The organism is Pseudomonas sp. B21-023 (assembly GCF_024749165.1).
GTDB lineage: Bacteria > Pseudomonadota > Gammaproteobacteria > Pseudomonadales > Pseudomonadaceae > Aquipseudomonas.
In genome coordinates this window covers 1,714,815-1,737,026 of the sequence record NZ_CP087190.1, presented here as the reverse complement: position 1 = coordinate 1,737,026, position 22,212 = coordinate 1,714,815, and the positions used below count along the sequence as shown (strand labels likewise).

Here is a 22,212-nt window from a genome sequence, read left to right as displayed (position 1 = left end):
CCCGCCCCATCGCCGGCAAGCCGGCTCCCACACCGACCGCGTCGATTTCAAGGTATTTACCCAAACTTGCGCAAACCCTGTGGGAGCCGGCTTGCCGGCGAATGGGCTGCGAAGCGGCCCCTGTCTCCCACAGAGATAACACCCTGATCCATCAACTGGCCAGCAAGCGTTCGCGCAACTGTCCGATCTCGTCGCGCAATTGCGCCGCCGCCTCGAACTCCAGGTCGCGGGCAAACTGGAACATCTTCTCTTCCAGTTGCTTGATGCGCTTGGTGATCTGTGCCGGGGTCTGCAGCTCGACCTCGTAGCGCCCGGCCTCTTCCGCCGCCTTGGCCATGCCCTTGCGCTTCTTGCTGCGGGCTCCGGGCACGGTGGCGCCTTCAAGGATGTCGGTGATGTCCTTGACCACGCCCTTGGGCACGATGCCGTTGGCCTGGTTGAAGGCGACCTGCTTCTCGCGGCGTCGCTCGGTCTCGTCGATGGCGCGCTGCATGGAGCCGGTGATGTTGTCGGCGTAGAGAATCGCCCTGCCGTTGAGGTTACGCGCAGCGCGGCCGATGGTCTGGATCAGCGAGCGCTCCGAGCGCAGGAAACCTTCCTTGTCGGCGTCGAGGATCGCCACCAGCGACACCTCGGGCATGTCCAGGCCCTCGCGCAGCAGGTTGATCCCCACCAGCACGTCGAAAGCCCCCAGGCGCAGGTCGCGGATGATCTCGACCCGTTCGACGGTGTCGATGTCCGAGTGCAGGTAGCGCACCCGCACATCGTGGTCGGCCAGGTAGTCGGTGAGGTCCTCGGCCATGCGCTTGGTCAGCGTGGTGGCCAGCACCCGCTCGCCCAGGGCGACGCGCTTGCCGATCTCCGACAGCAGGTCGTCGACCTGGGTCAGGGCCGGGCGCACCTCGACCTGCGGGTCGACCAGGCCGGTCGGCCGCACCACCTGCTCCACCACCCGCCCGGCGTGCTCGGCCTCGTAGGGTCCGGGGGTAGCCGAGACGAAGATGGTCTGCGGGCTGACCGCCTCCCACTCATCGAAACGCATGGGCCGGTTGTCCAGTGCCGACGGCAGGCGGAAGCCGTACTCCACCAGGGTTTCCTTGCGCGAACGGTCGCCCTTGTACATGGCGCCGACCTGCGGAACGCTGACGTGGGATTCGTCGATCACCAGCAGCGCGTCATCCGGCAGGTAGTCGTAGAGCGTGGGCGGCGGCGCGCCGGCCGGGCGGCCGGAGAGGTAGCGCGAGTAGTTCTCGATGCCGTTGCAGTAGCCCAGCTCGAGGATCATCTCCAGATCGAAACGGGTGCGCTGCTCCAGGCGCTGCGCCTCGACCAGCTTGTTGCTCGAGTTCAAGTACTCAAGGCGCTGCTTGAGTTCTTCCTTGATGCCGTCCACCGCCTCGACCAGGGTTTCCCGTGGGGTCACGTAGTGGCTCTTGGGGTAGAAGGTGAACCGCGGCAGCTTGCGGATGACCTCGCCGGTGAGCGGGTCGAAGGCGGCGATGTTCTCCACTTCGTCATCGAACAACTCGATACGGATAGCCTCCAGGTCCGATTCGGCCGGGAAGATGTCGATCACGTCGCCGCGCACGCGGAAGGTGGCGCGGGCGAAATCCATCTCGTTGCGGGTGTATTGCAGATCGGCCAGGCGCCGCAGCAGAGCGCGCTGGTCGAGCTTGTCGCCACGGTCGACGTGCAGGACCATCTTCAGGTACGTCTCGGGGCTGCCCAGGCCGTAGATGCACGATACGGTGGTGACGATGATCGCGTCGCGCCGCTCCAGCAGCGCCTTGGTCGCCGACAGGCGCATCTGTTCGATATGGTCGTTGATCGAGGCGTCCTTCTCGATGAAGGTGTCCGACGACGGCACATAGGCTTCCGGCTGGTAGTAGTCGTAATAGGAGACGAAGTATTCGACGGCGTTGTTCGGGAAGAATGCCTTGAACTCGCCGTAGAGCTGGGCGGCCAGGGTCTTGTTCGGCGCCAGCACCATGGTTGGGCGCTGCACCTGCTGGATGACGTTGGCGATACTGAAGGTCTTGCCCGAGCCGGTCACCCCGAGCAGGGTCTGGTGCGAAAGGCCGGCGTCGATGCCCTCGACCATCTGGCGGATGGCCTCGGGCTGATCGCCGGCCGGCTGGAAGCGGGTGACGAGCTGGAACTCGGACATGACGGACCTCGTGGATGTCGCGGCAACTGTAAATTTAGCCAGTAGTCTATACCCAAATGCGCCCCCGGGGCGCCAGATTCAAGTGCGACCCTCGCCCCTTCAAGGCAATGGACCGGGCAATTCGACCAATGGTCGAAAAATATTTGCGCAAACAGCCGGAAAAGCTGCGCCAGACTGTCGCAGTGACCGGTGGGTATCACTATACTGACTCCCCGTTTGTGCACCGCTTCAGTGCCTTCGGCTGGAGCGTGGCGACCCTATCACTCTCCTATCAGAGCCAAGGTAACAATGAGCCTGTTTTCCGCTGTCGAGCTGGCACCCCGCGACCCTATCCTGGGCCTCAACGAAGCATTCAACGCCGATCCACGCACCGACAAGGTGAACCTGGGCGTGGGCGTCTACTGCAATGAGGAAGGCCGCATCCCGCTGCTGCGCGCGGTGATCGCAGCCGAGACCGCCCGTGCCGCCCAGCACGCCTCCCGCGGCTATCTGCCGATCGACGGCATCGCCCAGTACGACCAGGCCGTGCAGAAGCTGATCTTCGGCGCCGAATCGCCGTTGCTGGCCGCAGGCCGCGTGGTCACCGTGCAGGCTGTCGGCGGTACCGGCGCGCTGAAGATCGGCGCCGATTTCCTCAAGCGCCTGCAGCCGGGTGCCGTGGTCGCCATCAGCGACCCGAGCTGGGAAAACCACCGCGCCCTGTTCGAGAGCGCCGGTTTCCCGGTACAGACCTACCGCTACTACGATGCCGCCAGCCAGGACGTCAACCGCGCCGGCATGCTCGAAGACCTGAACAGCCTGCCATCGGGCTCGGTCATCGTGCTGCACGCCTGCTGCCACAACCCGACCGGCGTCGACCTGTCGCTGGACGACTGGAAGAACGTGCTGGAAGTGGTCAAGGCCAAAGGCCACATCCCGTTCCTCGACATGGCCTACCAAGGCTTCGGTGCCGGCATCGACGAAGACGCCTTCGCCGTGCGCCTGTTCGCCGAATCGGGCCTGGAGTTCTTCGTCTCCAGCTCGTTCTCCAAGTCGTTCTCGCTGTACGGCGAGCGTGTTGGTGCACTGTCGATCGTCACCGCCTCGAAGGACGAGAGCACCCGCGTGCTGTCGCAGGTCAAGCGGGTTATCCGCACCACCTACTCCAACCCGCCCACCCACGGCGCCAGCATCGTCGCCGCGGTGCTCAACAGCCCCGAGTTGCGCCAGATGTGGGAAACCGAGCTGGCCGAGATGCGCGAGCGTATCCACGGCATGCGCAAGCAGATGGTCGAGCTGCTGGCCGAGTACGGCGCCAAGCGTGACTTCAGCTTTGTCGGCCGCCAGTGCGGCATGTTCTCCTACTCGGGCCTGACCGTTGAACAAGTGGCACGCCTGAAGAACGAGTTCGGCATCTACGCGCTGGACACTGGCCGCATCGCGGTCGCCGCGCTGAACCAGAGCAACATCCACGTGGTCACCAAGGCCATCGTGGAAGTGCTGTAACTGCTTGATTGTCTAGGGGAAGCTTGACTTCCCCAAGACACGCAGTAAGATACGCGCAGATTCCGCGATAGCTCAGTCGGTAGAGCAAATGACTGTTAATCATTGGGTCCCTGGTTCGAGTCCAGGTCGCGGAGCCAAACACTGAAAACCTCCAGATGCGCAAGCACTGGAGGTTTTTTATTGCCTGCGATTCAGCGCTTTGGCAACGGCTCGGTCACCGGCTTGCCCTCCTCCACCAGGCTCCACACAAGCAGCTTGGCTGGCGCGCTTTTACTGGCATTGCGTGAGACGCTGTGCACCGTCCCCGGGGCCTCGTACCAGAATTCGCCGGCCTTGTAGGTCTTCTCCGGTTCGTCATTGAGCTTGGATGTCACCGCCCCTTCCAGCACATAGGCCATGACCGCACCCGGATGCCAGTGGCCGGACGATGCCTCGCCAGGGGCATAGCTCACCGTGAGCATCACGGCTTTGTTGCCGGGGGCATTGGTGGGGAGCTGCTCCTGGAGGATTCTGACCTGATCAGGCTTTTCGCCATGGGCCCAGGCCAGCGATAGTGGGGCGAGCAGGCCGAGCGTCAGCAGGGCCGCGGGGAAATGGACAGATCGCATGGGGCTTCTCCTGTAGGGATCTGCCTGCAGGTTAAGCCCGGCGTCACCATGGGCAAACGGCCAATTCACGGAAAAAGCGGGAGGCCGATTGGCCGCCCGCCAGCGGCACTCAAATAAAAATCACACCCCGCAGATACAGCGCCCCCCGCCCACTGATGATCACTCGCCCATTGCCCGGCACATCACACTGCAACTGCCCCTTGCGCACCCCACCCTGCTCACAGCGCAAGCTGTTTTTGCCCAGCCGCTCAGCCCAATAAGGCGCCAGGGAAGTGTGGGCCGACCCGGTTACCGGATCTTCATTGACGCCCACCCTCGGCCCGAACCACCGCGTGACGAAATCGAACCCACGCCCCGCCGCCGTCACTGCAATCCCCCGCACATCGAATGACGACAACGCCACGAAATCCGGCTTGAGCCCTTCGATCAGCGAAGCATCGTCAATCACCAACACATAATCGTCCGTCCGATACAACGCCCGGGCCTCGCTCAACCCCAACGCCTCGAGCAACCCCGGCGCAATCTCGACGGCAACCGGCTGCTTGGCCGGGAAATCCATCGCCAGCAGACCATCGGCATTGCGGCTCACCCGCAACTCCCCGCTGCGGGTATTGAAGCGCAGCACCTCGGCCTGCTCCCCCAGTTGCTCGAACAGCACCCAGGCCGCGGCCAATGTCGCATGACCGCACAGATCGACTTCCACCGCCGGGGTGAACCAGCGCAGGTCGAACGCTTCGCCATTTCGCACGAAGTAAGCCGTTTCGGACAGGTTGTTCTCTTCGGCGATGCGCTGCAGAACGTCGTCGGCCAACCACTGCTGCAGGGGAATCACCGCCGCAGGGTTGCCGCCGAAAGGCGTGGACGAAAAGGCATCGACCTGGAAGATCTCTAGTTGCATGCAAGGGCTCCTCAAGCCCGGCGCAGTGCCGGGCGGACTCGAAAAGGATTCAACCGCGAACCGGGGTCAGCACCGGCTCGCCGGCAAAGAACGCCTGCAGGTTGCGCAGCACCAGGGTCACGGTGTCGCGCGCCGCTTCCGGCGACTGCCCGGCCACATGCGGGGTCAGCACCGTGTTGCCCAGCGCCTTCAGCACAGCGGGCACTGCCGGCTCGTCGTCGAACACATCCAGCGCGGCCCCCGCGATCACGCCCTGTTCAAGGGCCGTGACCAACGCCGTGGTATCCACGACGCTGGCCCGGGCGATATTGACCAGGTAGCCCTCGGCGCCCAGGGCCGCCAGCACCGGGGCATCGACCAGATGCCGAGTAGCAGCGCCGCCGGGCGTGGCGACCACCAGGATGTCCACGGCATCGGCCAGGTGCAACGGGCTGTCGTACCAGGTGTACGGTTGGTCCTGGCGGGGTGCGCGGCTGTGGTAGCTGACATTCATGTCGAAGCCCTGGCTCGCACGGCGGGCGATGGCCTGGCCGACCGCGCCCAGGCCGATGATGCCCAGGCGCTTGCCGCTGACCGAGGGGCTGATCACCCGGTTCCATTCGCCGCGCCGGGTACTGGCATCGGCACGCGGGATATCGCGCAACAGCGCCAGCAGCAGCGCCATGGCGTGGTCGGCGACGGGACCGGCGTTTGCCCCAGCGCCATTGGTAACGGTAATACCGCGCGCTGCGGCGGCCTCGAGGTCGACCTGCTCGTAGCCGGCACCGATCACGCAGATGATCTTGAGTTGGGTCAACGTGGCAATTTCGTCGGCCGTGAGGCCCAGCGGACCGCGGGTGAGCACGGCGTCGATCTCGCCGGCATGGCGGGCGATGGCGTCGGCGCGCATCTGCGGTGACGATGCGCGAATCAGCCGGTAGCCGGCCTGTTCCAATAGCGGCAGGTAGTCATCGACGGTTTCCACCAGCACCAGGACTGTCTTGCTCATGCCACCCTCCGGTTGTATGCGAAGGGGGATTATGCCAGCTGTTGGCGCCGCCGGCCCTGTCGCGGGGCAAGCCCGCTCCCACGCCAGCCCGAAACGATGGCCTCCCGTGGGAGCGAGCTTGCCCCGCGATCAGGCCACCGGCAATTATTGCGCAAACGCCCTGCCCAGGCCGCCCGGCACGCCACTGCTGTCGGTTTCCTGCCAAGGCCCGCTAGGGCTGAGCGACCAGCTCCAGCCATTGTTCCAGCGATAATAGGTGCGCTGACGGTAGAAGGTGTTGGGTTGTTTCTCCAGCACATAGACCCCCAGCTTCGGGTCCCAATGGCTGGCGCCACCGGGCGGCGGCGCGAAGCTGGCAGAAGTGCGTGGCATGGGCTTGGGAATCGCCGCCGGCTTGCTCGGCTGGGTACCCGGCTGGCCACCTGGCAGTGGCTTGACCACCGGCCCCTGGTGCGGTGGCGGCGTGGTCTCGATAGGCGGCAGCGGTTCACGCTCCCCCGGCTGGTGCACCGTACACGCGGAAAGACCCAGGGCCAGGGTGATCAGGGTCAGGCGGACGGTGCTGTTCATGACGGTTGCTCTCTTACGGATCGGGGCTGTCGATGGTCAGGTGCTGGGTGGCCTGGGTGGTGGTGGCCAGTGGCGCACTCTGGCCCTTCCACTCGCCGCGGGTCGGCACGCCTGCGCGCGAGACTCGGGCAACCAGTTGGACTTCGGTGAAGTCCGACAGTTTCATCTGCGGCATCATCGCGTCGGCATCCGACAGCTCCACTTCGATCGGCAACTGCGCCACCGTCACCCGCTTGGCCGCCAGCGGCATGGGCGGGCCATTGCTGGCGCGGGCGAAGATGAACACGGTGTCATCCGGGCGCACCTTGTCCTTGAGCGCCGCGCCCAGCTCGACCCGTACTTTCAGGCGCGCAGCCTCGGCGACCTTGCCACCGCCGGCCTTGAGCCTGTCGGCGGCACGATCGATGCCACCCTGCAGCGCGGCACGAGAGGCATCGCCCTCCGGCAATTGCGCCAACAGGCGCTGCCAGTAGTCGATGGCTTCCTGGAAGCGTTCGCCCTCGAATGCAGCGATGCCACGCAGGCCAAGGCTGGTAACTTCCCGCGGGTCGGCTTGCAGCGCTTCATCGGTGAGCGCCTGCAGTTGCGCCGACCACTGTTTGTCGGCGGCAAAGTACAGCGCCTGGGCCCATTGCCCGAGCAGTTCGGGTTGGCGCCCGGCAAGGGCCACGGCACGCTCGAAGGCCTTGGCCGCATCAGCCGGCCGCTGCTCGGCCATGTACGCTCGACCAAGGAAGTACAGGCCCTCGGCCGAGTCCGGCTGGGCCTGCACTGCGCGCTCCAGGCGCGTGGTCATTTCAGTCATCGACTGCGGCGCACTGGCGAACTCCTGGGTCAGCTCGACCTTGTCGGCTGCGCCGAAGTGCAGGTAGAGCCCCAGGGCCATCGCCGGCACCAGCACCGCCGCCAGCAGCGGGATGGCCTTGCCCAGGCGGCCCTGGCGCACGGCCTCGTCGCGTTCGGTGTCGGCCAGCAGCTCGCGGGCGGCTTCGTCACGTCCCGTGGCCAGCTGTCGATCATCGAGCACCCCGGCCGCCTGCTGGGCAGCCAGCTCGGCGACCCGCTCCTCGTAGAGCGCCACATTGAGTGCGGTACGGTCTTGTTCGGCCTGCTGGCGGCGGTGGCCACGCAGGATCGGCAACAGCAGGAAAGCCAGGGCGGCGAGCAGCAGCAGGCCCGCGCTAAGCCAGAATTCAGTCATGGGTACGTTCTTTATCCAGCAGTTTGGCCAGACGTTCGCGTTCGTCGGCGGACAGTTCGGTGTTGCCGGCCACAGCCTGCCCGCGGCGACGGCGGACGATCACCGCCAACACCACGAAACCACTGGCCAGGAGGATACCCGGGCCGAACCACAGCAACCAGGTGCGCCCGCTGAGCGCCGGCTTGTAGCGCACGAAGTCGCCGTAGCGATCGACCATGAAATCGACAATCTGCTGGTTGTTCTTGCCTTCGCCCAGCATGCGGAAGATCTCGCGGCGCAGGTCGGCGGCGATCGGTGCGTTGGAGTCGGCGATGTCCTGGTTCTGGCACTTGGGGCAGCGCAGTTCCTTGGTCAGTTGCTGGTAGCGCTCGCGCTCGGCTTCGTCGCGGAACTGATAGGTGTCGATGGCGGCCTTGGCCACCCCGGCCAGGCTCAGGCCGAGCACGGCCGCCGCAAGCCAGCGCCTCATGGCCTGCCCTCGTCGACCAGGCCCTGGTACAGCGGCGCCAACTGCTCGCGCCATACCGTGGCATCGACCACACCGACATGCTTGTAGCGGATGATGCCCTTGGCGTCGATCAGGAAGGTTTCCGGCGCGCCATACACACCCAGGTCCAGGCCCAGTGTGCCTTGCTGGTCGGCGATGTTCAGCTGGTAAGGGTTGTGGAACTCGGCCAGCCACTTCAGCGCGGCGGCGTTGTCGTCCTTGTAGTTGACCCCGTGGATTACCACGCCCTGCTCGGCCAGCTGGTTCAGGTAGGGGTGCTCGACCTTGCAGGACGGGCACCAGGTACCCCACACGTTGACCAGCGCCGGACGCCCGAGCAGGTCGGCCTGGGTCAGGGTGCGGTCATCCTGCACCGACGCCAGGGAGAATGCCGGGAATGGCTTGCCGATCATTGCCGAAGGCAGTTCGTCGGGCTTGAGGAACAACCCCTTGTAGAGAAAGACCGCCACCAGCAGGAACACCGCCAGTGGCACGACCATGATCCAACGCTTCATGCAGTTGCTCCAGACACGCCCAGGGCCTCACGCACCCGGGTCTTGACCTTGACGCGGTAGCGCCGGTCGAGGGCCGCCAGCAAGCCGCCCAGGCCGGTCAGAAGACCGCCCAGCCAGATCCAGCGGACATAGGGTTTGATATGCACCCGCACTGCCCAGGCGCCGTTTTCCAGCGGTTCGCCCAAGGCGACATACAGGTCGCGGGTGAAACCGGCGTCGATGCCGGCCTCGGTCATCATCGACTGCTGCACGGTGTACAGGCGTTTTTCCGGGTGCAGCACGGACACCTCGCGGCCATTGCGCGAGACGCGGATAGTGCCCTTGTCAGAAATGAAGTTCGGGCCTTCAAAGTGTTTGGCGCCCTCGAACAGGAAGTGGTAACCGCCCAGCTCGACGGTCTCGCCCGGCGCCATGCGCAGGTCGCGCTCGGCGCTGTTATTGCTCGACAACACCACGCCCAGGGCACAGACCACCAGCCCCAGGTGCGCCAGGTGCATGCCCCAGTAGCTGCGGTTGAGCGCACCAAGGCCTTTGACCAGGCCCTTGTGACGGGTCTTGTCGAGAATGTCGCGCACGCCGCTCAGGACTACCCAGGCGGCCAGGGCGAACACGCTGAGGGCCGGCCAGTCGAAATCATCGACGATCAGCCCGGCGACCGGCGCCAGCACCACGCTGCCAACCAGCACCGGGGTCAACATGCCGGCCAGCCACTTGCCGGGGGTATCCTTCCAGCGCACCACCACACCGATACCCAGCACCACCATCAGCAGCGCCATCAGCGGCAGGAACAAGGCGTCGAAGTACGGCGGGCCGACCGACAGCTTGGCCCCGGTCAGGGCATCGAGCACCAGCGGGTACAGCGTGCCGAGCAGGATCATCGACGCCGCCACCACCAGCACCAGGTTGTTGGCCAGCAGCAAGGTTTCACGGGACCACAGCGCAAAACCCACCTGGCTCTTGACTACCGGGGCGCGCAGGGCGAACAGGGTCAGCGAGCCGCCGACCACGAACAACAGGAAGAACAGGATGAAGATGCCGCGCGAAGGGTCGGCGGCGAACGCGTGCACCGAGGTCAGTACACCGGAGCGCACCAGGAATGTACCCAGCAGACTCAGGGAGAACGCGGCGATGGCCAGCAGCACGGTCCAGCTCTTGAACACCCCGCGCTTCTCGGTGACCGCCAGCGAGTGGATCAGCGCCGTGCCCACCAGCCAAGGCATGAACGAGGCGTTTTCGACCGGGTCCCAGAACCACCAGCCGCCCCAGCCCAGTTCGTAGTAGGCCCACCACGAGCCGAGGGTGATGCCGACGCCCAGGAAAGCCCAGGCGACGATAGTCCAGGGCCGCGACCAGCGCGCCCAGGCCGCGTCCAGGCGCCCGCCGAGCAAGGCGGCGATGGCGAAGGCGAAGGCCACCGAAAAGCCCACATAACCCATGTACAGCATCGGTGGGTGGACGATCAGGCCGAAGTCCTGCAGCAGCGGGTTGAGGTCGCGACCGTCGCCCGGTACCTGCGGCAGCAGGCGCTGGAACGGATTGGAAGTGATGATCAGGAAACTCAGGAAGCCCACGCTGATCATGCCCATGACCGCCAGCACCCGGGCCAGCATCACCTGGGGCAGCTGGCGCGAGAAGATCGACACGGCGAAGGTCCAGCCGCCGAGGATCAGCGCCCATAGCAGCAGCGAGCCTTCGTGCGCGCCCCACACGGCACTGAACTTGTAGTACCAGGGCAAGGCGCTGTTGGAGTTGCTGGCCACATAGGCGACCGAGAAGTTGTCGGTCATGAAGGCGTGGGTAAGGCAGGCGAAGGCGAAAGCCAGGAAGGCGAACTGCCCCCAGGCCGCCGGCCGCGCCAGGCCCATCCACAGGCTGTCGCCGCGCCAGGCGCCGAGCAGCGGCACGCTGGCCTGCACGGCGGCGAAGCAGATGGCCAGGATCATCGCCAGCTGGCCCAGTTCGGGGATCACCAGGGCCGCGTTCATGGCTTGGCTCCCGCATCGCTGGCAGCCTGGCCGCTTTCCTTCAGGGCCTTGGTGACTTCCGGCGGCATGTATTTCTCGTCGTGCTTGGCCAGTACCTCATCGGCTACCACCACGCCGTCGGCATTGAGCTTGCCGAGGGCGACGATGCCCTGCCCTTCGCGGAACAGGTCAGGGAGGATGCCGCGGTAGGTGATCGGTACCGACTTGCTGTAGTCGGTGACCACGAAGCGTACGTCGAGCGAATCGGCCGAGCGCTGCACCGAGCCTTTCTCGACCATGCCACCAGCGCGGATGCGGGTGTCCAGGGGCGCCTCGCCGTTGGCGATCTGCGTCGGGGTGTAGAACAGGTTGATGTTCTGCTGCAGCGCACTCAGGGCAAAGCCCACGGCGACGCCGACACCGGCCAGCAGGCCGAGGATGATGAACAGGCGTTTCTTGCGCTGCGGATTCACGGTTTGTTCTCCCGGCGCAGACGACGCGCCTCTTCTTGCAGGTAGCGGCGACGGGCCAGCAGAGGCGCGGCGACATTCAGCGCCAGCACCGCCAGGCAGATCCCGTAGGCCGACCATACGTACAGGCCATGGTGGCCCATGGCGAGGAAATCACTGAAGGAGGCAAAGCTCATCGTGCCGCCTCCCGTCCAAGCTGGCTCAGCACTTCATCCTTGACCCAACTGGCCCGCGCTTCGCGCTTGAGCACTTCCAGACGCATGCGCAGCAACAGCACGGCGCCGAAGAAGCAATAGAAGCCCAACGCGGTGATCAGCAGCGGCGCCCACATTTCCACCGGCATTGCCGGCTTTTCGGTGAGGGTGAAGGTGGCGCCCTGGTGCAGGGTATTCCACCACTCCACCGAGTACTTGATGATCGGGATGTTGATCACACCGACGATCGCCAGTACCGCACAGGCCTTGGCCGCGCTGTCGCGGTTGCTGATGGCCTGGCCCAGGGCGATGATGCCGAAGTACAGGAACAGCAGGATAAGCATGGATGTCAGGCGCGCGTCCCAGACCCACCAACTGCCCCAGGTGGGCTTGCCCCAGATCGCCCCGGTGACCAGCGCCACTGCGGTCATCCAGGCGCCGATGGGCGCCGCGCACTGCAGCGCGACGTCGGCCAGTTTCATCTTCCACACCAGCCCCACCACGCCCGCCACCGCAAGCATCACGTAGCACGACTGGGCAAGCATGGCCGTCGGCACGTGGATATAGATGATGCGGAAACTGTTGCCCTGCTGGTAGTCCTGGGGGGCGAAGGCCAGGCCCCAGGTGATGCCGACCAGCATTAGCACGATGGCGCAAACGGTCAGCCATGGCAGCATGCGGCCGCTGATGGCATAGAACCATTTGGGGGAACCCAGCTTGTGGAACCACGTCCAGCTTATTTTCATCAGGGTACATCCAGGGTATTGGCCGGGCTGCAATGCCCGGCACTCGTTATTCGCCGACGCTGATTTTCAGACCGGCCGCGATCGCAAAGGGTGCCAGTGTCACCGCCAGGGCCGTCAGGCTGGCGAGCCAGAGCAGATGGCCGGTGGCGGGCATATTCTGCAATGCCGCCTGCAACGCACCACTGCCCAGGATCAATACAGGGATATACAACGGCAGAATCAGCAACGCCAGCAGCAGGCCACCGCGCTTGAGACCGACCGTCAGCGCCGCGCCCACCGCGCCCAGAAGGCTCAGCACCGGGGTGCCCAGCAGCAAGGAGGCGAGCAGCACCGGCAGGCAACTGGGCGGCAGGCCCAGCATCAGCGCCAGCAATGGTGCCAACAATACCAGCGCCAATCCGGAAAAGATCCAGTGCGCCAGCACCTTGGCCAGCACCAACATGGCCAGTGGATGCGGCGAAAGCACCCACTGCTCGAGCGAGCCGTCCTCGAAATCACTGCGAAACAACCCGTCCAGCGACAACAATACCGCCAGCAAGGCCGCGACCCAGACTAGCCCCGGCGACAAGGTTTGCAACAATTGTGTCTCGGGCCCTACCGCCAGCGGGAACAGGGCGACAACGATGGCGAAGAACACCAGCGGGTTGGCCAGCTCCGCCGGGCGGCGGAACAATAGCCGCGCCTCACGGCGCAACAGCAGAAGGAATACGCTCATGCCGCCCATTGCCCCAGGTTCAGCTCGCGATAACCGGATGGCTTGCGTTCGAGCGTGTGGTGGGTGGTCAGCACCACGGTACCACCCTGCTCGCAGTGTGCTGCAAGGTGCGCTTCCAGTTGCGCCACGCCCTGCTTGTCGAGGGCAGTGAACGGTTCGTCGAGGATCCACAGCGGCGGGCTGTCCAGGTACAGCCGGGCCAGGGCCACACGGCGCTGCTGGCCGGCAGACAAGGTATGACAGGGCACGTCCTCGAAACCGCGCAGGCCGACGGCCTCCAGCGCCTTCCAGATCGCCTCGCGGCTGGCCGGGCGGTGCAACGCGCAGAGCCAGGCAAGGTTCTCTTCGGCGCTGAGCAGGTCCTTGATCCCGGCGGCATGGCCGATCCACAGCAGGATGCTGGCCAGGGCATGGCGTTGTTCGGCCAACGGCTGGCCCCCCAGCAGGATCTGCCCGGCGGTGGGTTGCATGAGCCCGGCCAGCAGGCGCAACAGGCTGGTCTTGCCGCTGCCATTGGGGCCGGCTACCTGCAGCATGTCGCCAGGGTGCAGTTCGAAGTGCAGGTGCTCGAACAGCAGCCGCCAGTCGCGCTCGCAGGCCAGGCCCGCGGCTTGGAGGTGAAGGGTCACGGTATCGCCTTATGCAGTCTGTGTCTCAAGTCGCATCAACCCTTGCCGTTATACTGGCAATGGCGAGCGAGCGGCATTATTGCACGCGTCACCGCACTGCCAAGAGGGCTGGTTCGACAGGTTGTATACAATCATGACTGAAATCAATAGTCTCAGCACACAAACCGCGGTAAGCGCCCAAGCGACACGGGTTGCGATGACCGGCGAGATGCTGCGCCTGCTGCAGGCCCAACCCGGCCTGCTGCCGCCTGGAGAAACCGCCAAGGCCGAGGTCATCACCCTGCGCCAGGTCGGCCAGGAATTCCAGATGCTGCTGCGGCTTGCCCAGGCCAACGGCTACCAGACACAAGTACTGACCACTGCCAGCCAGCCCATGCCGCCCGGCAGCCAGATCCTGGTCAGCCAGCCCGAGGCCAACCGCCTGGCGGTAATGGTGCAACAGGCCACTGCCAGCAACATCGCCACCCTGACCCAGCTCGACACCCGGCAGATGCCGGTCGGCACCTTGCTCCAGGCCAAGGTTCTGACCAGCCAGGCCTTGTCGCAGGGCCCTGGCCTGCCCGCGACCTTCCGTTCACTGGTGAGCCTGCTCAACAGCAGTCAGGCAGGTGCCACCCTGGCCATTGACAGCCCTCGACAGCTCCCCGTGGGCAGCCTGCTGAGCGCGCTGGTGCAGGGGGAGCAGGCGCTGCGTTTCGTGCCCCTGAGTGGCCGACAGGACCAGTTGGCCGTTACCCAGCACCTGTCGACCCAGCAGGCTCTCCAGGCTTCGCTGCCGGGCGTGCTCGCCAGCCTGCAACGAATCGCCAGCAGTCCCGATGCGCCCCCCGAGTTGCGCGCCAGCGCCGAGCGCCTGCTCACCAACCTGCCGGATGCCCGACAGATGGGAGACGCCAAAGGCCTGGCGCAGGCGCTCAACAACAGCGGAACGTTCTTCGAGTCCAAGCTTCTCGGCGGGCAGGCGAGCAGTATCGCGCCCGATCTCAAGGCTCAACTGGTCAAGCTGGTGGCCCAGGCACTGCCCGGTACCTCCGGACACCCGCCGCTGGCCACCGCGACCATTGCCCAGGCCCTGCCAGGCCTGGCCCGCAGCGCCCTGGGCATGCTTGGCCAGGTCAGCCCGCGACCACTGCCCAGTGCATTCCCCCTGCCCTCACGCCTGCTGCAGAAGCTGGAAAGCGAAGGCGATCTGCAACAATTGCTGCGCCTGGCCGCCGCCGCCATCTCCCGATTGCAAAGCCACTCGCTGTCCAGCCTGCAACAGAGCGGCACGCTCGAGAACGGCAATCAGCAGACCACCTGGCAAACCGAAGTACCGGTACGCCATGGCCAGGAATTCGTGCCCCTGCAGGTCAAGCTACAGCGCGAGGAAACCCCGGAACAGCAAGCCGAGCGGGAACGAGAACAGTCTGAACCGCTGGAAGCCCTGTGGCGTGTCGAGCTGGCCTTCGACCTCGCGCCACTGGGCCCATTGCAGGTACAGGCGCAACTGCTCCAGGGCCGGCTGTCGGGCCAGCTCTGGGCGCAACAGGAACGCACCGCGCGCCTGATCGACAGCCAGCTTGGCGCCCTGCGTGATCGCCTGCTGGCCCGCGGTCTGGATGTGGGCGACCTGGAATGCCACCCGGGTACTCCGCCTCAGGGGCCACGCACACGCCTCGAACAACGCTGGGTGGATGAGACCGCATGAAGCACAAGCAACCGCGCCAGGCCATCGCCCTGAGCTACGACGGCCAGCAGGCCCCGACCCTGAGCGCCAAGGGCGACGACGAATTGGCCGAAGCCATCCTCGCCCTGGCCCGCGAGCATGAAGTGCCGATCTACGAGAACGCCGAGCTGGTACGGCTGCTGACGCGCCTGGAGCTGGGCGAACAGATCCCCGAGGCGCTGTACCTGACCATCGCCGAGATCATCGCCTTTGCCTGGCAGCTGCGTGGCAAGGTACCCCCTGGCTTCAGCGATGAGCCCAGCGCACCACGGGACGTGACTCCGGTAGCCGCGCTACTGCCACCGGGCGGCACTGATAATTAGCTACCGCCCCCTGCGTGCATAAGCCATTCAGCCTTGCCATTCCCATAAATGAGCAAGGTGAACAAAATGCCCACAAGCCGCATCAACGCCGCCGGCGTTCAGTACGTTGTCGACCACCTGAGCCATGTGCCGCGCCCGGATCTCGAAGCCAGCCGGGCAATTCAGCAATGGCTGGCACAACAGGGCCATGACCTGGCCGCTGCGCAGATCGACGTCGTCACCCTGCACTACCGCCCCGATGGACCGAATCGCTACCTTGCCGCGGTTACCCAACGCATGAGTTTGCCCCAGGCGGTACTGAGCAACTGGCAAGGTGAATCCAACAACAACCTGTTCGGCAGCCTGTTTGGCAACCCGTGGGCCGGCACCATGCCCGATCGTCCGCTACACCTGGTGGAAACACTGCCAGCCCCCGCCTTCAATCACAACGGTGCCGCCTTCGAGGTGTTCAACGGTTTGTTCCGCCGTACCACGCCACAACGCTATGACACCTCGACTCACCTGCCGATAGCCGCAGAAGCTTTCCAAAGGTTCATAGAAGACCTGGACTTCCATACGCCCTTCAAGACCCAGCTAGACCGATACTGGAACGAACATCTGCAAGACCACAGGCTTGCCTGCAAGCTCAATTTCATAGCGGCCTGTAACAAGCAGGTCGGCGAAGGCAGCCTCAGCGAGGCGGCCAGGAAGCTCATCTGGCAAGCCGCCGGGTTGCTACCCTGCAGCAGGCAGCTGCACAGGAGTACGCTGAACATCTACGGCTACGCCGCTACCGACCTGTTGTATCTGAACGACCCTGCCAGCGACCTGACCGTACTCTACATGCCCGGTAACAGCTCGCCATTGCTGGAGTTCAACAGCAAGACGCTTATGAAGGACTGGGTTGGCCGCCAGTGCCAGGATCCGGCAAAGCGCCACGCCTTTAAACAGTACTTCCGAATGGCCGACCGCCCGCAAGGCGTCGACTTCAGCGGCCTGGAAACCGCCCTCGATGGCCTGGCCGACTACCCGGCCCGTCACCCATTACCCCCCGAACACGGCTACTTCAATGATGACGGCACCTGGCCGCCACGGACCTATGTCGACTATCGGCCCGGCAAATACAACCCAAGGCTTGAAGGCGACCTTTTCCAGGCACTGGCCGAGCGTCAGCGCCAACGCAGTTACGACGATGCCGACTTTCTCATCACCCGCGACAGCCAAGTCAGCAAAGCCCGCTGGATCGGCTACCTGGCCACCACACTCAACCTGCTGGCACCGTTGTGTCTCGTGGTGCCGGGCCTTGCCCCGCTGCTGGCCCTGGGCGGCGTCGTACAGTTGGGCCTGGGGCTCGACCAGGCGATCAACGGCCGGACACTGCAAGAGAAGGAAGCCGGTGTCGGGAACATCACCTGGGGCCTGTTCAATGCCGTGCCATTGGCAATCGCTGGCGCCCGTGGAGCCAAGGCGCTGTTCGCATTCAAAAGCGAGGGCTTCGTCCCGCCAACGCGCCTGAACGAACAGATCGGTTACCCATTGAGCCCGAGCACCCCACCCCGCTTTCCAGCCCCTGAGGGTGCCCGCTATTTCCACACACCAGACTCGATCCTGCCGCTGCCGGACGGCGATCAGGCCATCACCGACTCCGTTGTACGAACGCCGCTCTACAACGGCGATCCCGACAACCTCGATGTGAGTATCCATGGCTACAACAATCGTGTGGTCTACGACATCGAGCGCGATGTCTTCATTCAAGAGGATGAGCTCAACGAGATCGATCCAGTCGGTTACATTGCCCAGGCAGGCAGCAAGGACCTGGTGCCGGCACCCTCCACCCGTTCAGTCACCAACACCATGCGCACCCGTAGCCTGCGCGCGCTGGGGATCGATCTTCCATTGCCGGTGGAAGTACCGATGCAAGCCGCGGACAGCCACCCCATCCCGAAGAGGATCAATTGCCTCTGGGTGGGCGACAAAGTCATCAACCCTGAACTGCTGACCAACCTTGGCAAGAATGCCGCACGGCTCAAGGACAGTGACTATTCTCTGCGCCTGTTCCTTTCGCGCGCCAACCCCGACGTCTATGCCGAAAACCAGTGGCTGCTCGCTGCGCAAGCACCAGGGCTGCAGGTTCTGCCGCTGGAAGAGCAAGCCTTCTTCAGAGTATTTCGCCAGAGCAAGTACTTCGCCCAATATGATGCAGCGCTGGATGGCAATGGCGGTATCGCCAGCAACTACGCCTCGGCATCCGACGTGTTGCGCTACCCTATGCTGCACCACGAAGGGGGCTTGTACATGGATGTGGACGATACCCTGCTGAGCCAAGGGGACCGTCCGCAGCTAATCAATGGGCAACCGGCGGAGAGCCCCAACGAAGCCATCGACCAGGTTGAATTGAGCACTACACCCGATGGCTTGCTACTGGCGCCCCCGATGTCCAACGAAAAGATGGGCATGAACTGCCTTTACAACACCAGCCTGATCGGCAGCCACCCTGGCAACCCCACCCTCGAGGCGATTTCCGAAGAAATGCATGCCCGCTTCCAGACCAACCCGGACTTCTACGACAGCAAGCCCAGCCTGGCCGATGACCCGGCCAACTTCTATCGCTATGCCAACCGCCTCAGCCGCATGACCGGCCCAGCCTTGCTCAGCGATGTGGTCGACCGCCACTTGCCGGCGCTGCGCACCTTGCGCCAGATCATCAATCTGTACGCCATGCCGCGGATCAACGCCTACCAGTTCATCGACCTGCAACGTGGCAAGGAGGCCATACGCACGCTGCTGCCGCTGAATCGTTTCGCCCAGGTCGGCGGCAATCATTCCTGGAGCAAATAATCAGTCGTACAGTGCGGGGGACTACCGCAAACAGTTATTGAATGGCCCTGTATCGCGAGCAGGGTGCGCAACAATGATTGCCAGTCGTCGTGATTTGAAAGCCCAAAAAAACAGGGCGACTTTCATCGCCCCGTTCATCACTCGCCGCGGTGCAGCTTGCTCATCAACTGCGCCTCGGCCTGGGTCAACCCGCAGGTCTGGGTCAGCTCCTCGACGCTGGCGCCCATCCCCACCAGCTTGGCGGCCTGGGCGAAAGTGACGCTGTTGGGGTCGCGCTGCTCGAGTTGCTGGAGCTTCTCGGGCAGCGGCGCCACCACCGCACGCAGTTCATGGATCGCCTCGCCCATGCGCACGGTGCCGTTCTGGTAGTCGTCCAGGCGTTTGGCGAGGTCCTTGATGCGCTGGTCACGCAGCGCATCGCCCTGCGCCTGCTGGGCGGCCAGCTCGCGCTGGCGCTTGCTGTAGTTGAGGAAGAACCACAGGCTCAGTGCCCACAGCAGCGCCAGGAAGATGACAGCAACCTCGAAGATCAACTCAGATGTTCTCCAGCTCGGACCACTCTTCCTCGGTCATCATCTTGTCCAGCTCGACCAGGATCAGCAGCTCGCCATTCTTGTTGCACACGCCCTGGATGAACTTGGCCGATTCTTCGTTGCCGACGTTCGGCGCAGTCTCGATCTCCGACTGGCGCAGGTACACCACTTCAGCGACGCTGTCGACGAGGATGCCGACCACCTGCTTGTCCGCCTCGATGATGACGATACGGGTGTTGTCGGTGACTTCGCTCGACATCAGGCCGAAGCGCTGGCGGGTGTCGATCACCGTCACCACATTGCCGCGCAGGTTGATGATGCCCAGCACATAGCTGGGGGCACCCGGTACCGGGGCGATCTCGGTGTAGCGCAGGACTTCCTGCACTTGCATGACATTGATGCCGTAGGACTCGTTGTCCAGACGGAAGGTTACCCACTGCAGGATCGGATCTTCGGAACCTTGTGCAGACGACTTTTTCATTCCCCTAGCCCTCAAAATCCGCCATTGGCGGTGTGCTCTGTGTTGCCGCGGCAGTAGCGGCGTTGATTCAGTTGTGTTTGGTGTTCATCTGCTTGACCGCGCCACTGGCGATCAGCTCGGCCAGCTCGGCAACATCGAGCAGCGCGCACATGTGTTCGATTACCGTGCCGGCCAACCAGGGGCGCTGGCCGCGCTGGCTGCGCCACTTGATCTCGCTCGGATCCAGGCGCAGCGAGCGGCTGACCTGGTGTACCGCCAGCCCCCATTCGTAGCCCTGGACCGAAATGACGTATTGCAAGCCCTGGCGAAAATCGTCCCGGTAGCGGTCGGGCATGACCCAGCGGGCGGTATCCAGTACCTTGAGGTTGCCCGCCTGGCAGGTAAGGATGCCGAGGAACCAGTCCGGCTGGCCGAACAGTGGCGTCAGCTCCTGACCGGCCAGGGTATAGATCGACCCCAGGCACACCAGCGGTACCGCCAGGGTCAGCCCGGCGACATCGAACAGCAGGCATTCGAATGGCTCGGCGGCCCACTCCGGGCGCCCGTCGACCGTGGCCGGTGGTGTCGGCGCGGCAGGCGCCGCCGGCACGTGCAGTTCCACCAGTGGCGCCGCCGGCTCGATGGCCGGGGGCTCGATCAACAGCGGAATGCTGGCCTCGGCCACCACCTCGCGCTCTACGACCGCCACCACCGGTTCCATGACAGGCGTGGCGGGCGGCAGCACGGTCGGCAGGACCTTGGCCTGCGGCTCGGCGAATGGGCGGGGCGCAGGCGCCGCTGGCGTGACCTGGCGCTGGGCATCGCGCGCCTGTTCCTCGCGGACCGCCGCTTCGAACTCATCGCCGGGAGCCTGCTCCGCGGGCTGCGCGACAGGCGCATCCTGCGCGGGCGGCAACTCGAACGGCTCGGTGGCTTCCTGCAGCAATCCATCAAGGTAGGACTGCAAGGCCATCTGCGGCTTGCTGGTGATGTGCGGTGCCTGGTTCATCAGGCCACCTGCAGCGCGGAGCGATAAGTCAGCAGGTGCTTGAGCAGCGCCCGGTAGGCCACCACGCCACGGCTTTTGCCATCGAACTGCGAGGGCGTGACACCGTTGCGGCTGGCATCGCGCAGGCGCGTATCCACCGGGATGTAGCCCTGCCAGACTTGATCGCCATAGGTGTCGCGCAGCACTTTCAAGGTACCCAGCGAAGCTTGGGTGCGGCGGTCGAACAGGGTCGGCACGATCTGGTACGGCAACGCCTGCTTGCGCGAACGGTTGATCATGCCCAGCGTGCCGACCATGCGCTCCAGGCCCTTGACCGCGAGAAACTCGGTCTGCACCGGGATCACCAACTGCTGGCTGGCGGCCAGGGCATTGACCATCAGCACGCCCAGCAAGGGGGGGCTGTCGATCAGGGCGAAGTCGAAATCCTGCCACAGCTGCGCCAGACTCTTGGCGATCACCAGGCCCAGGCCACTCTGGCCCGGCGACTGACGCTCGAGCACTGCCAACGCGGTGCTCGACGGCAGCAGCGAGATACGCTCGTCACTGGTGGGTAGCAGCAGCTGACCCGGCAGCCCGTCGGGCACCGTGCCTTTGTGCAGGAACAGGTCGTAGCAGCTGTGCTCCAGCGCATCCGGGTTGTGCCCAAAATAGCTGGTCATCGAGCCGTGCGGGTCAAGGTCGACCACGACCACGCGCTTGCCCGCCTCGGCCAGCAGGCCGGCCAGGGCGATGGTGGTGGTGGTCTTGCCGACGCCACCTTTTTGATTGGCTACTGCCCAGACTCTCATCGTGCGTTGCTTCCTCCCGGTATGGCCGCCTGCCCTGCCGGGAACGGTGTGAAGTTCAGTGACGGGGATTTGACGAAATCAGCCCCCGGTCCTCGGTGCTGGCGAGGCTGGTGCACTTTGTGTGCCAGCCCGGCGCATCGCCGCATCCGGGGTGGCATTGGCGCTGCCGCTGCCGGTCAGGCTGCGACGCACCTCGAGGTTGCGCGAAATCACCAAGACCACGCGGCGGTTGCGCGCACGGCCTTCGGCAGTGTCGTTGCCGGTCACCGGCTGGTACTCGCCGTACCCCACCGAGGCCATGCGGGCCGGGTTGATCCCCTCCATGGCCAGCAGGCGCACGATGCTTGCCGCCCGCGCCGACGAAAGCTCCCAGTTGGTTGGGTACTGCGCGGTGCGGATCGGCAGGTTGTCGGTGAACCCTTCCACATGCACTGGGTTGGCGAACGGCTTGAGGATCCTGGCCACCTTCTCGATGATCTCGAAGGCGACATCGCTGGGCATGGCGTCGGCACTGGCGAACAGCAACGAGGAATTGAGTTCGATCTCCACCCACAACTCGTTACCGCGCACGGTCATCTGGTCGGACTTGATCAGGTCGCCAAAGGCATCACGCACATCGTCGGTAATGGTCTTGAGCGGGTCGGCGCTGGTCTGGGCCAGGCCCGCATCGGTCTGCTCGCTGTCCTTGATCAGCGGCTCGGCCGGCTTGACGCTCAGCGGGCGCTCATCGCCGATCGGGATCGGCTTCATGCTGCGTTCGGGGTCGTTGAACACCCCGATCAGCGCCTGGGAAATCTGCTTGTACTTGCCTTCGTTGATCGACGAAATCGAGTACATGACCACGAAGAAGGCGAACAGCAGGGTAATGAAGTCGGCATACGAGACCAGCCAGCGTTCGTGGTTCTCGTGCTCTTCGACTTTGCGACGGCGGGCCATG

Annotated in this window: 23 protein-coding genes and 1 tRNA gene; 5 read left to right on the top strand and 19 right to left on the bottom strand. The window is 64.6% G+C overall.

The features are described from left to right. Positions 1-151: 151 nt before the first annotated feature. Positions 152-2,167 (bottom strand): excinuclease ABC subunit UvrB, encoded by a 2,016-nt coding sequence (gene uvrB / locus LOY42_RS07905; RefSeq protein ID WP_258600203.1) that lies wholly within the window; start codon positions 2,165-2,167, stop codon positions 152-154. Positions 2,168-2,455: 288 nt separating this feature from the next. On the opposite strand from uvrB, the gene LOY42_RS07900 reads away from it, so the two are divergent. Together LOY42_RS07900 and LOY42_RS07895 are read left to right on the top strand one after the other, a co-directional pair. Further along, positions 2,456-3,652: an amino acid aminotransferase gene (locus tag LOY42_RS07900; RefSeq protein WP_094012465.1), complete on the top strand. Its 1,197-nt coding sequence runs from the start codon at positions 2,456-2,458 to the stop codon at positions 3,650-3,652. Positions 3,653-3,713: 61 nt separating this feature from the next. After that, positions 3,714-3,789: transfer RNA gene (locus LOY42_RS07895), tRNA-Asn, on the top strand. Between the two features lie 54 nt (positions 3,790-3,843). Here the strand turns inward: LOY42_RS07895 and LOY42_RS07890 are convergent. The 13 genes from LOY42_RS07890 to ccmA all read right to left on the bottom strand — a co-directional run bounded on the left by LOY42_RS07890 (position 3,844) and on the right by ccmA (position 13,637). Next, positions 3,844-4,260, bottom strand: a complete 417-nt coding sequence (locus tag LOY42_RS07890; protein ID WP_139673247.1) for a cupin domain-containing protein — start codon at positions 4,258-4,260, stop codon at positions 3,844-3,846. Positions 4,261-4,369: 109 nt separating this feature from the next. Further along, positions 4,370-5,158: a PhzF family phenazine biosynthesis protein gene (locus LOY42_RS07885; protein WP_198755364.1), complete on the bottom strand. Its 789-nt coding sequence runs from the start codon at positions 5,156-5,158 to the stop codon at positions 4,370-4,372. Between the two features lie 49 nt (positions 5,159-5,207). Next, on the bottom strand, positions 5,208-6,146 hold the full coding sequence (locus LOY42_RS07880) for a 2-hydroxyacid dehydrogenase (RefSeq protein WP_139673253.1): 939 nt from the start codon (positions 6,144-6,146) through the stop codon (positions 5,208-5,210). A 144-nt stretch (positions 6,147-6,290) separates the two neighbouring features. After that, positions 6,291-6,716, bottom strand: coding sequence for a hypothetical protein (locus LOY42_RS07875; protein ID WP_038706546.1), 426 nt, complete (start codon positions 6,714-6,716; stop codon positions 6,291-6,293). 13 nt (positions 6,717-6,729) lie between these two features. Beyond that, positions 6,730-7,917: a c-type cytochrome biogenesis protein CcmI gene (ccmI, locus tag LOY42_RS07870; RefSeq protein WP_139673256.1), complete on the bottom strand. Its 1,188-nt coding sequence runs from the start codon at positions 7,915-7,917 to the stop codon at positions 6,730-6,732. Next, a complete protein-coding gene (locus LOY42_RS07865) occupies positions 7,910-8,386 on the bottom strand; it encodes a cytochrome c-type biogenesis protein (protein ID WP_139673259.1) in 477 nt (158 codons plus the stop codon). The genes ccmI and LOY42_RS07865 overlap by 8 nt, the downstream gene beginning before the upstream one ends. Beyond that, positions 8,383-8,919 (bottom strand): DsbE family thiol:disulfide interchange protein, encoded by a 537-nt coding sequence (locus LOY42_RS07860; RefSeq protein WP_139673262.1) that lies wholly within the window; start codon positions 8,917-8,919, stop codon positions 8,383-8,385. Before LOY42_RS07860 ends, LOY42_RS07865 begins: the two co-directional genes overlap by 4 nt. Next, positions 8,916-10,889 (bottom strand): heme lyase CcmF/NrfE family subunit, encoded by a 1,974-nt coding sequence (locus LOY42_RS07855; RefSeq protein WP_177486063.1) that lies wholly within the window; start codon positions 10,887-10,889, stop codon positions 8,916-8,918. Before LOY42_RS07855 ends, LOY42_RS07860 begins: the two co-directional genes overlap by 4 nt. Before the next feature lie 11 nt (positions 10,890-10,900). Next, on the bottom strand, positions 10,901-11,356 hold the full coding sequence (gene ccmE, locus LOY42_RS07850) for a cytochrome c maturation protein CcmE (protein ID WP_023632021.1): 456 nt from the start codon (positions 11,354-11,356) through the stop codon (positions 10,901-10,903). Further along, entirely contained in the window at positions 11,353-11,529 is a 177-nt protein-coding gene (gene ccmD / locus LOY42_RS07845) for a heme exporter protein CcmD (protein WP_046854700.1), read from the bottom strand. Before ccmD ends, ccmE begins: the two co-directional genes overlap by 4 nt. After that, positions 11,526-12,293, bottom strand: a complete 768-nt coding sequence (locus LOY42_RS07840) for a heme ABC transporter permease (protein ID WP_102685090.1) — start codon at positions 12,291-12,293, stop codon at positions 11,526-11,528. Before LOY42_RS07840 ends, ccmD begins: the two co-directional genes overlap by 4 nt. A gap of 46 nt (positions 12,294-12,339) precedes the next feature. Then, positions 12,340-13,008: a heme exporter protein CcmB gene (gene ccmB / locus LOY42_RS07835; protein ID WP_031315999.1), complete on the bottom strand. Its 669-nt coding sequence runs from the start codon at positions 13,006-13,008 to the stop codon at positions 12,340-12,342. Next, the gene (ccmA, locus tag LOY42_RS07830) at positions 13,005-13,637 is read right to left on the bottom strand and encodes a cytochrome c biogenesis heme-transporting ATPase CcmA (RefSeq protein WP_139673269.1); all 633 of its coding nucleotides are present in this window, start codon (positions 13,635-13,637) and stop codon (positions 13,005-13,007) included. Before ccmA ends, ccmB begins: the two co-directional genes overlap by 4 nt. Positions 13,638-13,770: 133 nt before the next feature. On the opposite strand from ccmA, the gene LOY42_RS07825 reads away from it, so the two are divergent. The 3 genes from LOY42_RS07825 (at position 13,771) to LOY42_RS07815 (ending at position 18,485) form a co-directional block, all read left to right on the top strand. Continuing rightward, the gene (locus LOY42_RS07825) at positions 13,771-15,327 is read left to right on the top strand and encodes a flagellar hook-length control protein FliK (protein WP_258600202.1); all 1,557 of its coding nucleotides are present in this window, start codon (positions 13,771-13,773) and stop codon (positions 15,325-15,327) included. Next, positions 15,324-15,668 carry an EscU/YscU/HrcU family type III secretion system export apparatus switch protein gene (locus tag LOY42_RS07820; protein ID WP_102685093.1) on the top strand — a complete coding sequence of 115 codons (345 nt, stop codon included), beginning with the start codon at positions 15,324-15,326 and terminating at the stop codon, positions 15,666-15,668. The genes LOY42_RS07825 and LOY42_RS07820 overlap by 4 nt, the downstream gene beginning before the upstream one ends. Before the next feature lie 66 nt (positions 15,669-15,734). Then, a complete protein-coding gene (locus tag LOY42_RS07815) occupies positions 15,735-18,485 on the top strand; it encodes a dermonecrotic toxin domain-containing protein (protein WP_258600201.1) in 2,751 nt (916 codons plus the stop codon). Positions 18,486-18,622: 137 nt separating this feature from the next. Here LOY42_RS07815 and LOY42_RS07810 read toward each other — a convergent pair whose 3' ends face one another. From LOY42_RS07810 to motD, 5 genes are all read right to left on the bottom strand, one after another. Continuing rightward, positions 18,623-19,018, bottom strand: coding sequence for a DUF2802 domain-containing protein (locus tag LOY42_RS07810; protein ID WP_023630608.1), 396 nt, complete (start codon positions 19,016-19,018; stop codon positions 18,623-18,625). Between the two features lies 1 nt (position 19,019). Next, complete coding sequence (locus LOY42_RS07805; protein ID WP_023630607.1) at positions 19,020-19,499, bottom strand: chemotaxis protein CheW; 480 nt, start codon at positions 19,497-19,499, stop codon at positions 19,020-19,022. Between the two features lie 67 nt (positions 19,500-19,566). Continuing rightward, positions 19,567-20,487 carry a CheW domain-containing protein gene (locus tag LOY42_RS07800; protein WP_139673278.1) on the bottom strand — a complete coding sequence of 307 codons (921 nt, stop codon included), beginning with the start codon at positions 20,485-20,487 and terminating at the stop codon, positions 19,567-19,569. Continuing rightward, positions 20,487-21,275: a ParA family protein gene (locus LOY42_RS07795; RefSeq protein WP_023631839.1), complete on the bottom strand. Its 789-nt coding sequence runs from the start codon at positions 21,273-21,275 to the stop codon at positions 20,487-20,489. The genes LOY42_RS07800 and LOY42_RS07795 overlap by 1 nt, the downstream gene beginning before the upstream one ends. Positions 21,276-21,353: 78 nt before the next feature. Then, positions 21,354-22,211, bottom strand: coding sequence for a flagellar motor protein MotD (gene motD, locus LOY42_RS07790; protein WP_139673281.1), 858 nt, complete (start codon positions 22,209-22,211; stop codon positions 21,354-21,356). Position 22,212: the final 1 nt, after the last annotated feature.

Bases quoted from the DNA above. Each gene is read 5' to 3' on its own strand.
- uvrB (WP_258600203.1), bottom strand. From the start codon at position 2,167: ATGTCCGAGTTCCAGCTCGTCACCCGCTTCCAGCCGGCCGGCGATCAG.
- LOY42_RS07900 (WP_094012465.1), top strand. From the start codon at position 2,456: ATGAGCCTGTTTTCCGCTGTCGAGCTGGCACCCCGCGACCCTATCCTG.
- LOY42_RS07890 (WP_139673247.1), bottom strand. From the start codon at position 4,260: ATGCGATCTGTCCATTTCCCCGCGGCCCTGCTGACGCTCGGCCTGCTC.
- LOY42_RS07885 (WP_198755364.1), bottom strand. From the start codon at position 5,158: ATGCAACTAGAGATCTTCCAGGTCGATGCCTTTTCGTCCACGCCTTTC.
- LOY42_RS07880 (WP_139673253.1), bottom strand. From the start codon at position 6,146: ATGAGCAAGACAGTCCTGGTGCTGGTGGAAACCGTCGATGACTACCTG.
- LOY42_RS07875 (WP_038706546.1), bottom strand. From the start codon at position 6,716: ATGAACAGCACCGTCCGCCTGACCCTGATCACCCTGGCCCTGGGTCTT.
- ccmI (WP_139673256.1), bottom strand. From the start codon at position 7,917: ATGACTGAATTCTGGCTTAGCGCGGGCCTGCTGCTGCTCGCCGCCCTG.
- LOY42_RS07865 (WP_139673259.1), bottom strand. From the start codon at position 8,386: ATGAGGCGCTGGCTTGCGGCGGCCGTGCTCGGCCTGAGCCTGGCCGGG.
- LOY42_RS07860 (WP_139673262.1), bottom strand. From the start codon at position 8,919: ATGAAGCGTTGGATCATGGTCGTGCCACTGGCGGTGTTCCTGCTGGTG.
- ccmD (WP_046854700.1), bottom strand. From the start codon at position 11,529: ATGAGCTTTGCCTCCTTCAGTGATTTCCTCGCCATGGGCCACCATGGC.
- LOY42_RS07840 (WP_102685090.1), bottom strand. From the start codon at position 12,293: ATGAAAATAAGCTGGACGTGGTTCCACAAGCTGGGTTCCCCCAAATGG.
- ccmB (WP_031315999.1), bottom strand. From the start codon at position 13,008: ATGAGCGTATTCCTTCTGCTGTTGCGCCGTGAGGCGCGGCTATTGTTC.
- LOY42_RS07825 (WP_258600202.1), top strand. From the start codon at position 13,771: ATGACTGAAATCAATAGTCTCAGCACACAAACCGCGGTAAGCGCCCAA.
- LOY42_RS07820 (WP_102685093.1), top strand. From the start codon at position 15,324: ATGAAGCACAAGCAACCGCGCCAGGCCATCGCCCTGAGCTACGACGGC.
- LOY42_RS07815 (WP_258600201.1), top strand. From the start codon at position 15,735: ATGCCCACAAGCCGCATCAACGCCGCCGGCGTTCAGTACGTTGTCGAC.
- LOY42_RS07805 (WP_023630607.1), bottom strand. From the start codon at position 19,499: ATGAAAAAGTCGTCTGCACAAGGTTCCGAAGATCCGATCCTGCAGTGG.
- LOY42_RS07800 (WP_139673278.1), bottom strand. From the start codon at position 20,487: ATGAACCAGGCACCGCACATCACCAGCAAGCCGCAGATGGCCTTGCAG.
- LOY42_RS07795 (WP_023631839.1), bottom strand. From the start codon at position 21,275: ATGAGAGTCTGGGCAGTAGCCAATCAAAAAGGTGGCGTCGGCAAGACC.
- motD (WP_139673281.1), bottom strand. From the start codon at position 22,211: ATGGCCCGCCGTCGCAAAGTCGAAGAGCACGAGAACCACGAACGCTGG.